Annotated in this window: 13 protein-coding genes; 7 read left to right on the top strand and 6 right to left on the bottom strand. The window is 67.9% G+C overall.

Annotated features, from left to right (window positions below; genetic code table 11):
- The first annotated feature begins 23 nt into the window (after positions 1-23).
- From selA to AT701_RS09445, 7 genes are all read left to right on the top strand, one after another.
- Positions 24-1,304 (top strand): L-seryl-tRNA(Sec) selenium transferase, encoded by a 1,281-nt coding sequence (selA, locus tag AT701_RS09480; protein ID WP_058125713.1) that lies wholly within the window; start codon positions 24-26, stop codon positions 1,302-1,304.
- On the top strand, positions 1,292-3,004 hold the full coding sequence (locus AT701_RS09475; RefSeq protein WP_058125712.1) for a SelB domain-containing protein: 1,713 nt from the start codon (positions 1,292-1,294) through the stop codon (positions 3,002-3,004). The genes selA and AT701_RS09475 overlap by 13 nt, the downstream gene beginning before the upstream one ends.
- A 190-nt stretch (positions 3,005-3,194) precedes the next feature.
- Entirely contained in the window at positions 3,195-6,461 is a 3,267-nt protein-coding gene (gene fdh / locus AT701_RS09465; RefSeq protein WP_157892530.1) for a formate dehydrogenase, read from the top strand.
- The gene (locus AT701_RS09460) at positions 6,458-7,372 is read left to right on the top strand and encodes a 4Fe-4S dicluster domain-containing protein (protein WP_058125711.1); all 915 of its coding nucleotides are present in this window, start codon (positions 6,458-6,460) and stop codon (positions 7,370-7,372) included. The genes fdh and AT701_RS09460 overlap by 4 nt, the downstream gene beginning before the upstream one ends.
- Positions 7,373-7,395: 23 nt before the next feature.
- The gene (gene nrfD / locus AT701_RS09455; RefSeq protein WP_011727950.1) at positions 7,396-8,418 is read left to right on the top strand and encodes an NrfD/PsrC family molybdoenzyme membrane anchor subunit; all 1,023 of its coding nucleotides are present in this window, start codon (positions 7,396-7,398) and stop codon (positions 8,416-8,418) included.
- Positions 8,419-8,427: 9 nt separating this feature from the next.
- Positions 8,428-9,054 carry a trimeric intracellular cation channel family protein gene (locus AT701_RS09450; RefSeq protein WP_003893237.1) on the top strand — a complete coding sequence of 209 codons (627 nt, stop codon included), beginning with the start codon at positions 8,428-8,430 and terminating at the stop codon, positions 9,052-9,054.
- Between the two features lie 66 nt (positions 9,055-9,120).
- A complete protein-coding gene (locus AT701_RS09445; RefSeq protein WP_162139530.1) occupies positions 9,121-9,636 on the top strand; it encodes a DUF421 domain-containing protein in 516 nt (171 codons plus the stop codon).
- A 62-nt stretch (positions 9,637-9,698) separates the two neighbouring features.
- Here AT701_RS09445 and ahcY read toward each other — a convergent pair whose 3' ends face one another.
- From ahcY to AT701_RS09415, 6 genes are all read right to left on the bottom strand, one after another.
- Positions 9,699-11,156: an adenosylhomocysteinase gene (gene ahcY / locus AT701_RS09440; protein ID WP_003893235.1), complete on the bottom strand. Its 1,458-nt coding sequence runs from the start codon at positions 11,154-11,156 to the stop codon at positions 9,699-9,701.
- Between the two features lie 151 nt (positions 11,157-11,307).
- Positions 11,308-11,931: a TetR family transcriptional regulator AlkX gene (alkX, locus tag AT701_RS09435; protein ID WP_029104226.1), complete on the bottom strand. Its 624-nt coding sequence runs from the start codon at positions 11,929-11,931 to the stop codon at positions 11,308-11,310.
- A 132-nt stretch (positions 11,932-12,063) separates the two neighbouring features.
- The gene (locus tag AT701_RS09430) at positions 12,064-12,246 is read right to left on the bottom strand and encodes a rubredoxin (RefSeq protein WP_003893233.1); all 183 of its coding nucleotides are present in this window, start codon (positions 12,244-12,246) and stop codon (positions 12,064-12,066) included.
- Entirely contained in the window at positions 12,243-12,416 is a 174-nt protein-coding gene (locus tag AT701_RS09425; protein WP_003893232.1) for a rubredoxin, read from the bottom strand. The genes AT701_RS09430 and AT701_RS09425 overlap by 4 nt, the downstream gene beginning before the upstream one ends.
- Entirely contained in the window at positions 12,413-13,645 is a 1,233-nt protein-coding gene (locus AT701_RS09420; RefSeq protein WP_011727945.1) for an alkane 1-monooxygenase, read from the bottom strand. The genes AT701_RS09425 and AT701_RS09420 overlap by 4 nt, the downstream gene beginning before the upstream one ends.
- 156 nt (positions 13,646-13,801) lie before the next feature.
- On the bottom strand, positions 13,802-15,286 hold the full coding sequence (locus AT701_RS09415; RefSeq protein ID WP_011727944.1) for an amino acid permease: 1,485 nt from the start codon (positions 15,284-15,286) through the stop codon (positions 13,802-13,804).
- Positions 15,287-15,308 lie beyond the last annotated feature (22 nt).

Here is a 15,308-nt window from a genome sequence, read left to right as displayed (position 1 = left end):
TCGAATGCCAGGACCGCTCCTCCATGACTGATCCCCGTCGCCGGGTGCCCCGCACCGACACGCTGCTCGCCGACCCGCGCCTCGCCGCGGCCGAACAGCTGCTGGGCCGCGCGCTGGTGAAATCCGTGATCGCCGAAGCGCAGCAGAAGGCGCGGGCCGGTGAGATACCTCCTGAGCAGGTCGCCGACGCCGCCGTCGCCGCCCTGCCGACAGGCGCGACGAGCCTGCGACCGGTCATCAACGCCACCGGCGTCGTCGTACACACCAACCTGGGCCGGGCACCGCTGTCGCGCGCCGCGATCGACGCCGTCGTCACCGCCAGCGGCGCCACCGACGTCGAATTCGACCTGGAGACCGGCCGCCGGGCCCGGCGGGGCCGCGGAGCGTTGGCCGCGCTCGCGCGCGCCGTCCCCACCGCAGGCGGCGTACACGTCGTGAACAACAACGCCGCAGCGCTGCTGCTCGCCGCGATGACATTGGCGCCGGGCAAGGAGATGATCGTCAGCCGCGGTGAGCTCATCGAGATCGGCGACGGCTTCCGTCTGCCCGCGCTTATGGAGTCGACCGGGTCGCGTATTCGAGAGGTGGGCACCACCAACCGCACCCACCTGCGCGACTACGCCGACGCCGTCGGCCCCGACACCGGGTTCGTGCTCAAGGTGCATCCGTCCAATTACTCCGTCAGCGGGTTCACGTCGTCGGTGCCGGTTCGTGAACTCGCCGCACTCGGCGCACCGCTGGTGGTCGACATCGGCTCGGGCCTGCTGACGCCGCATCCGTTGCTCCCCGACGAGCCCGATGCGACGACGATGCTGCGCGACGGCGCCGATCTGGTCACCGCGTCGGGTGACAAGCTGCTCGGCGGGCCCCAGGCCGGTCTGCTGTTCGGCACCGAGGATCTGATCGAGCGGTTGCGCAGACATCCCGCGGCGCGCGCCCTGCGTGTTGACAAGCTGACCCTCGCCGCGTTGGAGGCGACCCTGACGGGTCCCCCTCCGCCCGTCGCACAGGCGTTGAGCGTCGACGTCGAGTCCCTACGCGTGCGGGCCGGTCGCCTGGCATCGCTGCTTCCCGACGCGAAGGCTGTGGACTGCACTGCGGCTGTCGGCGGTGGTGGGGCGCCAGACGTTGAATTACCCAGTGCGGCAGTCAGTCTGCCCGAGGCGTATGCCGCTCCGCTGCGCGTCGGCAACCCGTCGGTCGTCGGGCGGCTGGAAAACGGACGCTGCCTGCTGGACCTGCGCACCGTCGCCCCCGAGGACGACGGCAAGTTGGTCGAGGCTGTCCGCGCATGTTCGTCGTAGCAACCGCGGGTCATGTCGACCACGGGAAATCCACACTGGTACACCGGCTCACCGGGATGTGGCCCGACCGCCTCGTCGAGGAGCAGCGTCGTGGTCTGACGATCGATCTCGGTTTCGCGTGGACGACGCTGGAGGGGCGTGACATCGCGTTCGTCGACGTGCCCGGGCACGAACGGTTCGTCGGCAACATGTTGGCGGGGGTCGGGCCCGTCCCGGCCACGATGTTCGTCGTCGCGGCCACCGAGGGCTGGATGCCGCAGTCCGAAGAACATCTCGCCGCACTCGAAGCCCTCGGTGTGCGGCACACCCTGGTGGTGATCAGCAAGGCTGATCTCGCCGACCCAGCACGCGCCATCGCCCAGGTGCGCGACCGGATTCCGGACGCGCGTGTGGTGCTCGGCACCGATCTGGGTTCCGTACAGGCCGAGTTGGTCGCCTTGGTCGACCGATTGCCCGCTCCCGCAACCGACTCCGACGTGCGGCTGTGGGTCGACCGCTCGTTCACCGTGCGCGGCGCGGGCACGGTGGTCACGGGCACCCTTGCCGCAGGGACCATCCGCGTCGGCGACCAACTCGAACGCGACGGTCGGCTGGTCACGGTACGGGGCCTGCAGTCGCTCGGCCGGGATCGCGACGCGGTGTCGGCCGTGGCTCGCGTCGCGGTGAATCTGCGTGGTGTCGAACGGGAGAGCCTCCGCCGCGGCGACGCGGTCCGGACGCCGGGGGCCTGGTTGGACACCTCCGAGGTCGACGTGGTGTTGCGTTCGGCGGGCAAGCTGCACCAGAAGCTGACGCTGCACATCGGTTCGGCGTCGGTGCCGGTACATGTGCGACCGCTCGGTGATGTCGGCGCCCGCCTGCGCCTCACGCGCGCACTGCCGTTGCGCATCGGCGATATCGGGTTGTTGAGAGATCCTGGCGCACACCGCATCGTCGCCGGTGTCGAGGTGCTCGATGTGCGGCCTGCGCCGCTGCGCCGACGAGGCGATGCCCGCGCCCGGGCCGCCGCACTCGCGACCGGCCGGGTCACACCGCCGGTGTGTGCCCGCGCCAAAGATCTGCGCGCAATGGGGTTCGAGGTTGTCGGTGAGCGAATCGGCGACTGGGTGGTGTCCCCGGAGTGGTGGGCCGAGCGGCGGCGACTGGCACTGGCAGCGGTCGAGCAGTGGGCGGCCGAGCACGATATCGCGGCGGGCATGCCGTTCGAGACGCTGCGCCAACGGGTCGGGTTGCCCGCCGTCGAACTGGTGCCGGCGTTGCTCGACGGCACTGGTCTGCAACTGCGCGACGGTCTGGTGCAGCGGCCTGGTGTTGCCTTGCCGCCACGCGTCGACAAGGCCGTGCAGACCGTGCGGGAATGGCTCGCGGCCGAACCGTTCCGCGCGCCCGAGGCCGCTGAGCTCGCCGAGTTGAACCTGGGGCCCAAGGAGCTCGCCGCAGCGGTGCGTGCGGGCCGGTTCGTCAGGGTCGCCGACGGCGTCGTACTCGGTCCTGACGCCTTCGATCGTGCCGCCGAGGTCCTCGTCGGGCTGCCGCAGCCGTTCACCGTCGCCGAAGCCAAACGCGCCTTGAACACCACCCGGCGCGTGGCGGTCCCGCTGCTCGAACAGCTCGATGCGCGCGGGGTCACCACGCGTGCGGACGACGGGACCCGGACGGTCCGCGTCCGCCGTGCGGGTGACACCGGCCAGGCTGACTGACCAGCGGTCAGCGCCCGCTCACCCTCGCCGAACGTGCACCGACTGCTGACAAAACCCGGGGTGTCGACGGGCAGACCCGCACGCTCGCGGTGCAAAGTGCGGTGCCTCTCGCGGTGCAGAGGTGCAGCAACTGCCAGGCGGCATCCAGCCGTCGATGGTTTGATCGACAGCAGATGGGTAGGAGGACGGTATGGACTTCCGCAAGTTGATCGAGTCGTGGCCCGTGTACCGGCAGATCACCGGTGCCGACGCCCTGGGCCGTGGTAAGGCCGCGCAGTCGAAGCGCTCGCTGACCCTGACACCACGGACCGCCGACGCCGACCACATCGCGCATTCGGTGTGCCCGTTCTGCGCCGTGGGCTGCGCGCAGAAGGTCTACGTCAAAGACGGCAAGGTCACCCAGATCGAAGGCAACCCGGACAGCCCCATCTCGCGGGGCCGGCTGTGCCCGAAGGGCTCGGCGAGCAAGCAGCTGGTCACCGGACCGCAGCGGCTCACCAAGATCAAGTACCGCGCGCCCTATGCCACCGAATGGCAGGAACTCGACCTCGAGACGGCCATGCAGATGGTCGCCGAGCGTGTCCTCGACGCGCGCGAGAAGGGCTGGCAGCAGTTCGACAAGGACCGGAACACGTTGCGCCGCACCATGGGCATCGCGAGCCTCGGCGGCGCGACGCTGGACAACGAAGAGAACTACCTGATCAAGAAGCTCTTCACCGCCCTGGGGGCCTTACAGATCGAGAACCAGGCGCGTATTTGACACAGCGCCACGGTTCCCGGTCTGGGAGCCTCCTTCGGTCGCGGCGGGGCGACGGACTATCAGCAGGACCTCGTCAATTCCGACTTCATCGTCATCATGGGCAGCAACATGGCCGAGGCCCATCCGGTCGGGTTCCAGTGGGTGATGGAGGCGAAGTCGCGGGGCACCGAGGTCGTGCACATCGACCCACGATTCACCCGCACCAGCGCGCTGGCCGACCGCCATGTGCCGCTGCGCGCCGGTAGTGACATCGCGTTCCTCGGTGGGGTGATCAACTACATCCTGTCCAACGAACTCGACTTCCGGGAGTACGTCACCGCGTACACCAACGCGTCGTTCATCGTCGACAGAGAATTCCGGGACGCTGAGGACCTCGACGGGCTGTTCTCGGGCTACGACGAGGCCACCGCGTCGTACGACTCGTCGACCTGGCAGTACGAACGCACCGACGCCGAGGAGGACGGCGCCGACGCCAAGGAACGGTCGGTGCCGTACCAGTCCGGTTCCGGCGGACCGCCGGTGGAGGGCGCGGCGGGCGACATCCCGAACGACCCGACGCTGCAGCACCCCCGGTGCGTGTACCAGATCCTCAAGCGGCACTACGCGCGGTACACCCCCGAGATGGTCGAACGCGTGTGCGGCGTGCCCGCCGAACAGTTCCTCCAGATCGCCCGCAAGTGGACCGAGAACTCCAACCGCGAGCGCACCACGGCACTGGTGTACAGCGTCGGATGGACCCAGCACACACTGGGCGCGCAGTTCATCCGCGCCGGGTCGATCATCCAGCTGCTGCTGGGCAACATCGGCAGGCCCGGCGGCGGGGTGTTCGCGTTGCGGGGCCACGCCAGCATCCAGGGTTCGACGGACGTGCCGACGCTGTTCAATCTGCTGCCCGGTTACCTCGCGATGCCGCACGCCGGTCAGGAGTCGCTGGCCGATTACCTCGACGACATCATCAGCACCAACCAGAAAGGCTTCTGGCACAACGCAGATGCCTACATGGTGTCGCTGCTCAAGGAATACTGGGGCGACAACGCGACCGCCGACAACGACTTCTGTTTCGACTATCTCCCCCGCATCAACGGCGACCACGGCACGTACCGCACGGTGATGGACATGGTCGACGGCAAGGTGTTCGGCTACTTCCTGCTGGGCCAGAACCCGGCCGTCGGTTCGGCGCACGGCCGGCTGCAGCGGTTGGGCATGGCGAATCTCGACTGGCTGGTGGTGCGCGATCTCGTCGAGATCGAGAGCGCCACGTTCTGGAAGGACGGGCCCGAGGTGGAGACGGGCGAGATCACTCCGCAGACCTGCCGCACCGAGGTGTTCCTGTTCCCCGCGGCCTCGCACGTGGAGAAGTCGGGCACGTTCACGCAGACCCAACGCATGCTGCAGTGGCGCGAGCAGGCCGTCGAACCGCCCGGCGACGCGCGCAGCGAGTTGTGGTTCTTCTACCACCTGGGCCGCATCCTGCGCGAAAAGCTCGCGGGCTCAACCGATGAGCGCGACCGCCCGCTGCTCGATCTGTGGTGGGACTACGAACTGGACGGCGACGAGCCCTCGGGCGAGGACGTGCTGCGCCGCATCAACGGCGTCGACCTCACCACCGACCGGGCCGTCGACAACTACCTGTCGCTCAAGGCCGATGGCACCACCGCGTGCGGATGCTGGATCTACAGCGGCGTCTACGCCGGCGACGTGAACCAGTCCGCGCGGCGCACGCCGCACACCGAGACGGGCCCCTACGACAACGAGTGGGGCTGGACCTGGCCGATGAACCGGCGGGTGCTCTACAACCGGGCGTCGGCCGACCCGCAGGGCCGTCCGTGGAGTGAGCGCAAGAAACTCGTGTGGTGGGACGAGCAGAAGGGCGAGTGGACCGGGTACGACGTCCCTGACTTCGAGAAGACCAAGCCGCCCGACTACCGGCCGTCGCCGAGCGCCGTCGGTGTCGAGGCGCTGCGCGGCGACGACCCGTTCGTGATGCAGGCCGACGGCAAGGCGTGGCTGTTCGCGCCGAGCGGCGTGGCCGACGGGCCGTTGCCGACGCACTACGAGCCACACGAGTCACCGGTGCGTAATCCGCTGTACCGCCAGCAGGCCAACCCGGCGCGCAAAGTCTATGGGCGCCAGGACAACCCGTCGAACCCGTCGTGGCCCGACGCCCATGGTGAGGTGTTCCCGTTCGTGTTCACCGCGGCCCGGTTGACCGAGCATCACACCGCGGGCGGCATGAGCCGTCAACTGCCCTACCTTGCGGAGTTGCAGCCCGCGCTGTTCGTCGAGGTGTCGCCCGAACTCGCACGGATGCGCGGCCTGGAGCACATGGAGTGGGCGCACGTCGTCACCAGCCGCGCCGCCGTGGACGCACGCGTGTTCGTGACCGACCGGATGCGCCCGCTGCGCGTCGAAGACCATGTGGTGCACCAGATCTGGATGCCGTACCACTGGGGCAGCGTCGGCCTGGTCGACGGCGACGTGGTCAACGATCTGCTGGGCGTCGTCGCCGATCCCAACGTGTTCATCCAGGAGAGCAAGGTCGCGACGTGCGACATCCAGCCGGGCCGGCGCCCGCGCGGGCCGCAACTGCTGGGCTATCTGCGCGGCTACCGGGAACGCGCGCAGATCACGCCCGAGACGGGTACCCGGTTGGACACCACACGGGAGTCGCCGGACCACACCGAGGAGTCGCCATGAGCGAGAACCGCCGCAACAGCTTCTACGGCCCGCTCGAAGACCCTGCGACCGACGCCGGTTACGACGACGAGCATCCCCCACGCGTGGGGTTTTTCACCGATACGTCGGTGTGCATCGGCTGCAAGGCGTGCGAGGTCGCGTGCAAGGAGTGGAACGGTGTGCCTGACGACGGGTTCAACCTGCTGGGCATGTCGTTCGACAACACCGGCAACCTCGGCGCCAACTCGTGGCGCCACGTCGCGTTCATCGAACAACCCGCCCCTGAACCCAGCCGTACCACCGAGGATCTCGGCATGCCGGGCTTCGAGCGTCCCGGTGATGCCACGGGACCCGAGACACGGCAGGACTTCCGGTGGCTGATGGCCTCGGACGTGTGCAAGCACTGCACGCACGCCGGCTGCCTCGACGTCTGCCCGACGGGCGCGTTGTTCCGCACCGAGTTCTCGACCGTGGTTGTGCAACAGGACATCTGCAACGGCTGCGGATACTGCGTGTCCGGCTGCCCGTACGGCGTGATCGAACGGCGCGAGGGCGACGGACGGGCCTGGAAATGCACCTTGTGCTACGACCGGCTGCACGACGGCCTGGAACCCGCGTGCGCGAAGGCCTGCCCCACCGACTCGATCCAGTTCGGCGTACTCGACGAACTGCGTGAACGCGCGGCGCGACGTGTCGAGGAACTGCACGAGCGTGGCGTCACCGAGGCACGGCTGTACGGGCACGACCCGAACGACGGTGTGGGCGGCGACGGTGCGTTCTTCCTGCTGCTCGACGAACCCGAGGTGTACGGCCTGCCACCTGATCCCGTGGTCCCCACCCGCGACGCCGGGGCGATGTGGCGCTACGCAGGCATGGCGGCCGGCGCGCTGGTCGGGATCGCGGTGTCGGCGTTCGTGGGGCACCGAACATGACGAAAGGCCACGACGGAGGACGCATGAGGGAGTTGCCCAGCGACGCCGGCGCCGCGGACATGCACGCCCAGACGCGCCACCGGCGCGGCGGGCGCGACGACATGGCCGTTCCCCCAGCCGAATTCCGCTCGTACTACGGACGGCAGATCCTCAAGACGCCGGTGTGGAACTGGATGATCGCGGCGTACCTGTTCAGCGGTGGGCTCTCGGCGGGCTCGGCGCTGTTGGCGGCCGGTGCGGATCTGACGGGACGGCCACAGCTGCGCAAGGTGTCCCGGGTCGGCGCGCTCGTGAGCCTGCTGGCCAGCATGTACTTCCTGGTGGGCGATCTCGGGCGGCCCGAACGGTTCCACCACATGCTGCGCGTCGCCAAGCCGAGCTCACCGATGAGCATGGGCACCTGGATCCTCAGCGGCTACGGGCCTGGCGCGGGCGCCGCCGCGGTGGCCGAGCTGATGCCGAAACGCCTGCGCCGCAGCCGGCTCGGCCGGCTCCTGGACTTCGCGGCGCGACCCGCCGGGCTGGAGGCCGCCGCCGTCGCACCGGGCGTCGCCTCGTACACCGCGGTGTTGTTGTCGCAGACCGCGGTTCCGGCGTGGCGTGAGGCACACCCCTATCTACCGTTCATCTTCACCGGGTCCGCGGCCGCGAGCGGTGCGGGCCTCGGCATGCTGCTGGCCCCGGTGTCCGAGAGCGGACCGGCACGCCGCATGGCGGTGGCGGGCGCGGCGCTGGAGGTGGCGGCGTCGCGCACGATGGAACACCGGCTCGGACTGGTGGGCGAGGCCTACACGACCGGCAGGCCGCACACGTTGCGCAAGTGGTCGGAGATCCTCACGGTCGGCGGCGCGGTCGGCGCGGTGGCGTCGGGGCGTAACCGGTGGGCGGTCGCGGCGTCGGGCGCAGCGTTGCTCGCAGGCAGTGCGCTGCAACGGTTCGGCGTGTTCGAGGCCGGTGTGCAGTCGACACAAGACCCCAAGTACGTCGTGATTCCCCAGCGCGAACGGCTCGACGCCGGACACCCGGCCAGAGGTGACGACCGGTAGCTTCAGGGCATGCCGATCGACTCGCCGCTGCTGCTGACCCTGGATCTGGTGGGTACGTTCGCGTTCGCGTTGAACGGTGCGCTGACGGCTGTGCGCGCCGAACGGCTCGACATCTTCGGCGTGATCACGCTCGGCATGTTCACCGGCCTCGGCGGCGGCACGATCCGCGACGTCCTGCTCGACGCGCTACCGCCCGCCACGTTCGTCGACTGGCGGTATCTCGCGCTCGCGGCGGGCGGAGGTCTGATCGCGTTCGTCCTCAACCGCACGCTCGACCGCCTCTCGATGACCATCACGGTGCTCGACGCCGTCGGGCTCAGCGTGTTCGCGGTGCTCGCGGCCTACAAGGCACTGGATCTGGGATTCGGTGTGCCGCAGGCGATGATCGTCGGCACCGTCACAGCCGTGGGAGGCGGCACGATCCGCGACGTGATGATCGGCCGCATCCCCACGGTGCTGCGCAGTGAGCTCTACGCCATCCCGGCGTTGATCGCCGCGGGGATCGCCGCGGCCGGGTACAGCTTCGGCCACCGTGGCACCGCGGCCGCACTGAGCGCGGCGGCCGTGTGCTTCGTGATCCGGATGGTCGGCGTGCGTTTCGATCTGCACGCGCCGCGGCCGCCGGGCCGGCGCTGACGCCGCCGTTTGGCCGCTCACGCTCCGGGTAGTTCTCCGACAAACCGAACCGGTGGGATGGAGCGCATGATGCCCGATTGGGAGTCGATCTTCGTACCGGCGGCGCCGCCGGCCGAAAGCGTTGTCCGCGGTACTGTCACGTTTCTCGTGCTTCTCGTGCTGATCCGTGCGGTGGGTCAACGCGAGTCCGGAGGTCTCGGGTTGACCGACGTCCTGATCATCGTGCTGGTCGCGCAGGCCGCCGGACCCGCGCTCTCCCCCGCGCACGCGACGTTGACCGACGGCATCGTGGTGGTCGTGACGGTGCTGTTCTGGAGTGTCGCGGTCGACGGCATTGCCTACCGGTTCCCGGGATTCGCCCGCCTCGCGAAGGCGCGGCCGAAGCTGTTGATCGCCGACGGAGAACTCAACACCCACGTCATGCGGCGTGAGTTCATGAGCCGCGACGAGATCTACTCGCACCTGAGGTTGCACGGCATCGAGGACATGAACCGGGTACGGCGCGCGTACCTGGAACCCAACGGCATGATCAGCGTGCTCGTCGACAGCCCCACCCGGGGCGACGACGACACCGGGCACTGATCACGAAAGTCCCCGGAACCCAAGGGTTCCGGGGACTTTCGCGTGTCCGGGCTACCGGGAGATCAGTAGCGGTAGTGCTCGGGCTTGTAGGGGCCCTCGACGTCGACGCCGATGTACTCGGCCTGGTCCTTGCTGAGCTTGGTCAGCGTGCCGCCGAGCGCCTCGACGTGGATGCGGGCGACCTTCTCGTCGAGATGCTTGGCGAGGCGGTACACCTCGTTGTCGTACTCGTCGTTCTTGGTCCACAGCTCGATCTGGGCGATCACCTGGTTGGAGAAGCTGTTGCTCATCACGAACGAGGGGTGACCGGTGGCGTTGCCGAGGTTGAGCAGACGCCCCTCGGACAGCACGATGATCGACTTGCCGTCGTCGAAGATCCACTGGTCGACCTGCGGCTTGATGTTGATCTTCTTGGCGCCCGAACGCTCGAGGGCGGCCATGTCGATCTCGTTGTCGAAGTGGCCGATGTTGCCCAGGATCGCCTGGTTCTTCATCGCCTTCATGTGGTCGAGGGTGATGATGTCCTTGTTGCCGGTCGCGGTGATCACGATGTCGGCCTCGCCGATCGCTTCCTCGACGGTGCGCACGTCGAAGCCGTCCATGAGCGCCTGCAGGGCGTTGATCGGGTCGATCTCGGTGACCGAGACGCGCGCGCCCTGGCCGGCCAGCGACTCGGCGCAGCCCTTGCCGACGTCGCCGTAACCGCAGATCAGCACCTTCTTGCCACCGATGAGCACGTCGGTGCCGCGGTTGATGCCGTCGATCAGCGAGTGCCGCGTGCCGTACTTGTTGTCGAACTTGCTCTTGGTGACGGAGTCGTTGACGTTGATCGCGGGGAACGCCAGCTCACCCGCGGCGGCGAACTGGTACAGCCGCAGCACGCCGGTGGTGGTCTCCTCGGTGACGCCCTTGACCGACTCGGCGATCTTCGTCCACTTGGTCTTGTCCTGCTCGAAGCGCTCGCGCAGCACTCCGAGAAACACCTTCCACTCCGCCGGATCGTCGTCCTCGGCGGGCGGCACGACACCGGCCTTCTCGTACTGGGCGCCGCGCAGCACCATCATGGTGGCGTCGCCGCCGTCGTCGAGGATCATGTTGGCGGGCTCGCCATCCCAGGTGAGCATCTGCTCAGCGGCCCACCAGTACTCCTCCAGGGTCTCGCCCTTCCAGGCGAACACCGAGACACCCTTGGGCTCCTCGGGGGTGCCGTTGGGGCCGACGACGACTGCGGCCGCCGCATGGTCCTGGGTGGAGAAGATGTTGCAGGAGGCCCAGCGGACCTCGGCGCCGAGCGACACCAGGGTCTCGATGAGCACGGCGGTCTGCACGGTCATGTGCAGCGAGCCGGAGATGCGTGCGCCCTTGAGCGGCTGCACGTCGTGGTATTCGCGGCGCAGCGCCATCAAGCCGGGCATCTCGTGCTCGGCGAGGCGGATTTCCTTGCGGCCGAAGTCGGCCAGCGAGAGATCGGCGACCTTGTAGTCGATGCCGTTGCGGACATCGGCCTTGAGTTCGGTCATGTAAGAGCCCCTTTTTTCGTTCGTCATTGCCTGTGAACGCATGAATGTGTGCCGCGGGGGGGCCGCGTGCACACTCATGCCGACAACCCAAAGCCTGCGGGCTCGCGGGACAGGCGCTACGGCATTCGGACGGCGTGTGGCGCTCTGACAGCTATGGGGTGTCGATAACACCGTATCGTTCGGCGAACGGAGACATAAGTCGGGCCAGGTCACCGGCCACGTCGTGGTCTGCTTCGGGCGGCATGGAGACGTAGCTCATCGCCAGGCGCACGATCGCGCGGGCCAGCACACCCGCGTCGTCGTCGCTGGCCTTGATCCAGCTGCTCTGGAACGTCGCGGTCAGCCGTTCCGAACACCGCGTGATGATCGGTCCGCTGCCGATGGTGATGATCTGCAGCAGGTCGGGCTTCGCCGCGCCGGTGAGCAGTGAGATCACCAGCGGGTCGGCCGCCGACTCGGCGAAGAACGCACGAAAGCCTTCCAGGAAGGCCGCGTACACGTCGCCGACGTTGTTGTTGATCGCGTCGTCGACCGCGTCGACCAGGCGGTCGGCCAGACGCATGGCGTAGCCCTCGGCCAGGCCCTGCCGCGAGCCGAACTCGTTGTAGATCGTCTGCCTGCTGACCCCCGCGGCCTGCGCCACGTGCGACAGCGTGATCGCCGACCAGTCCCGGGTGAGCAGCAGATCGCGCATGCCGTCCAGGATCGAATCGCGCAGCAGCACGCGCGACGCCTCTGCGTACGGCATGCGCTGCTTGGCGCGGGGACGACTCACACGCGCGACAATATCGCTTTCCGCGGTCAGGGGCCCTCGCACCACGCGCGCCGGGGCGCCGAACTGCGCCCCGGCCACCGCATGGGTCACGGCGTGGATCACAGCACCGTCACGGCGTGGATCACAGCACCGTCACGGCCGGGACACCTCGACCATGTCGAAGTCCGACTTCGCCGCACCGCAGTCCGGGCAACTCCAGTCCTCCGGAATGTCCTCCCAGCGGGTTCCCGGCGCGATGCCGTCCTCGGGCCAGCCCTTGGCCTCGTCGTACTCGAAACCGCACTGCACGCACACGAACAACCGGTAGTCGCTCACTGCTTCACTCCCATTTCTTCGAAGTCGATCTTCTCGCGGACCCCGCAGTCGGGGCAGCACCAGTCGTCGGGAACGTCGTCCCACGCCGTGCCGGGCGGAAAACCTTCCCGCGCAGCACCTTTCGCCTCGTCGTAGATGTAGTCGCAAACGGGGCAGCGGTAGCTGCTCATGCGCGAACCTCGGGGCTGCCGTACCGGGCCAGCACGTTCTCGCGCACGCGCGGGTGGATGTTGACGCGGGTGATGTCACCGTCGTAGTGGTCGAGCACCCGGTGGTCCATGACCTTGCGCCACAGCGGCGGGAAGTACGTCAGCGCGATCATCGACGCGTAACCGCTGGGCAGGTTCGGGGCGCCGTCCATGCTGCGCAGCGTCTGGTAGCGACGCGTCGGGTTGGCGTGGTGGTCACTGTGCCGCTGCAGGTGGTACAGGAACAGGTTGGTGACGATGTGGTCGGAGTTCCAGCTGTGCTGGGGCGAGCACCGCTCGTAGCGCCCACTGGGCGTCTTCTGCCGCAGCAGGCCGTAGTGCTCCAGGTAGTTCACGGTCTCCAGCAGCGTGAAGCCGAACACCGCGGAGATGACGATGTACGGGATCAGCCCCCACCCGAACACCGCGATCAGCACGCCGTAGAACACCACCGACATCGCCCACGCGTTGAGGACGTCGTTGGACCAGTGCCACTTGCTCTTGCCCGCCCGTTCCAGGCGCTTGGCCTCCAGTTCCCACGACGACCGCAGGCTCCCCCACACGCTGCGCGGCAGGAACTCCCAGAACGTCTCGCCGAAGCGCGCGGATGCGGGATCCTCAGGCGTGGCGACACGCACGTGGTGGCCGCGGTTGTGCTCGATGTAGAAGTGCCCGTACCAGGTCTGCGCCAAGGTGATCTTGGACAGCCAGCGTTCGAGCGAGTCCTTCTTGTGTCCGAGTTCGTGGGCGGTGTTGATGCCGACCCCGCCGAGCACGCCGACCGACAGCGCCAGGCCGATCTTGGCGGGCCAGCCCAGACCGCCGTCGAAGCCCAGCCAGCCCAGGTCGCTCGCGGTGAACAGGTACGCCCCGACGATCACGCTGGCGTACTGGAACGGGATGTAGGCGTAGGTGCAGTACCGGTAGTACCTGTCGTTCTCCAACCGCTCCATGACCTCGTCCGGCGGGTTCTGTCCGTCCGGGCCGAACTTGAGGTCGAGCAACGGCAGCAGCACGTACAGCAGGATCGGGCCGATCCAGAACGGGACCTGCGCCGCGGCGTGCCAGCCGGCGTTGTTGAGCGCCCACACGACCGGCAGCATCACGAACAGCGCGGTCGGGGCGATCAGCCCCATCAGCCACAGGTAGCGCTTCTTGTCGCGCCATTCTCCGACGTCGGCCACGGCGGACGGGTCCACTTCTGCCACCACGACATGCCTCCTTCTGTGAGTGCTATCACCGCAATGACTTGACTATATGCGCGAGTTTGTCGCGTGTCTAGACATTTGCACCTTGTTTGTAAACGCGATGCAGGTATGCGCGATCACCGAAGGGGCGTGACGTCGAAAAAGGGGGTTCGCGAAAGATCAGGCGGTGGGTGTGGTGTCGCGGGTGGCCAGGACCGAGCGCCTGCGCCCGTACAGGAAGTAGATGACGACGCCGATCGCCATCCAGATCAGGAACCGGATCCAGGTGAGGCCCGTGAGGTTGAGCATGAGCCACACGCACGCCAGGATCGCCGCGACCGGCAGCACCGGCACCAACGGCGTCCGGAACCCGCGCGGCAGGTCCGGACGAGTCCGACGCAAGACGAGGACGCCGGCCGAGACCAGCACGAAGGCGAACAGCGTGCCGATGTTCACCATCTCCTCGAGCTTGCCGATCGGGAACACCGACGCGGCCACCGCTACGGCGCCACCCACGATCAGAGTGGTCCGCACCGGGGTACCGTGCGGACCGGTCTTGGCCAGTTGGCGCGGCATGAGTCCGTCGCGCGACATCGCGAACAGGACGCGGGTCTGCCCGAGCATCAACACGATCACCACGGTGGTGAGCCCCGCGAGCGCGCCGATCGAGATGACCTTGGCGGCCCAGTCCACGCCGTTCTGCGCGAATGCCGTCGCCAGGTTGGCCGATTCGCCGTCGACGGTCTTGAGATCGCGGTAGGACACCATGCCGGACAACACCACCGAGACCGCGACGTAGAGCACGGTCACGATGGCCAGCGAGCCCAGGATGCCGCGCGGCACGTCGCGTTGCGGGTTGCGCGTCTCCTCGGCCGTGGTGGCCACGATGTCGAAACCGATGAACGCGAAGAACACGATCGACGCACCGGCCAGCAATCCGTACCAGCCGTAGTGGCTGCCCTCGGCGCCGGTGAGCAACGAGAACAGCGATTGCTCGGCCCCGGTGCCGCCGCCGCTGCCGTCGCCCGATTCGGCGGGCGGGATGAACGGCGTGTAGTTGGCCGTGTTGATGTAGAACGCGCCGACGAACACCACCAGCAGTACCACCGACACCTTGATGACCGTGATGACCAGGCTGACCATCGCCGAGATCTTGGTGCCGCGCGCCAGCAGGAACGTGACCACCGCGATGATCAGCAGTGCACCCCAGTCCAGCGTCAGCCCACCGCCGATCTGCATGGTGCCGCCGCCGAAGTTGAACACCGTGCCCAGATAACTCGACCACCCCTTGGCCACCACCGCGGCGGCGACCGCGAACTCCAGGATCAGGTCCCAGCCGATGATCCACGCGACGAATTCGCCGAAAGTTGCGTAGGAGAACGTGTAGGCGCTCCCGGCAACCGGCACGGTCGAGGCGAACTCGGCGTAGCACAACGCTGCGAGCCCGCATGCCACGGCCGCGATCAGAAACGAGATCGAGATCGCCGGGCCGGTGAGATTGCCTGCGGTAGAAGCGGTGATGGTGAAGATGCCCGCGCCGATCACCACCGAGACGCCGAAGACGGTGAGATCCCACCACGTGAGATCCTTGCGCAACCGGGTGCTCGGCTCATCGGTGTCAGCTATCGACTGCTCAACGGATTTGGTACGCCATCGTGTAGTCATAGTCCTCGTTGCCTCTCGTTTT

Origin of the sequence: Mycolicibacterium smegmatis (genome assembly GCF_001457595.1) — a bacterium.
GTDB classification, from domain to species: Bacteria; Actinomycetota; Actinomycetes; order Mycobacteriales; family Mycobacteriaceae; genus Mycobacterium; species Mycobacterium smegmatis.
Note: the sequence above shows the minus strand (reverse complement) of the source record. Positions and strands in the feature narration are given on the sequence as shown.

Coding starts and splice junctions, on each gene's coding strand:
- AT701_RS09445 (WP_162139530.1), top strand. CDS start 9,121: ATGATGCCCGATTGGGAGTCGATCTTCGTACCGGCGGCGCCGCCGGCC.
- AT701_RS09450 (WP_003893237.1), top strand. CDS start 8,428: ATGCCGATCGACTCGCCGCTGCTGCTGACCCTGGATCTGGTGGGTACG.
- ahcY (WP_003893235.1), bottom strand. CDS start 11,156: ATGACCGAACTCAAGGCCGATGTCCGCAACGGCATCGACTACAAGGTC.
- nrfD (WP_011727950.1), top strand. CDS start 7,396: ATGAGGGAGTTGCCCAGCGACGCCGGCGCCGCGGACATGCACGCCCAG.
- AT701_RS09475 (WP_058125712.1), top strand. CDS start 1,292: ATGTTCGTCGTAGCAACCGCGGGTCATGTCGACCACGGGAAATCCACA.
- selA (WP_058125713.1), top strand. CDS start 24: ATGACTGATCCCCGTCGCCGGGTGCCCCGCACCGACACGCTGCTCGCC.
- AT701_RS09460 (WP_058125711.1), top strand. CDS start 6,458: ATGAGCGAGAACCGCCGCAACAGCTTCTACGGCCCGCTCGAAGACCCT.
- AT701_RS09425 (WP_003893232.1), bottom strand. CDS start 12,416: ATGAGCAGCTACCGCTGCCCCGTTTGCGACTACATCTACGACGAGGCG.
- AT701_RS09415 (WP_011727944.1), bottom strand. CDS start 15,286: ATGACTACACGATGGCGTACCAAATCCGTTGAGCAGTCGATAGCTGAC.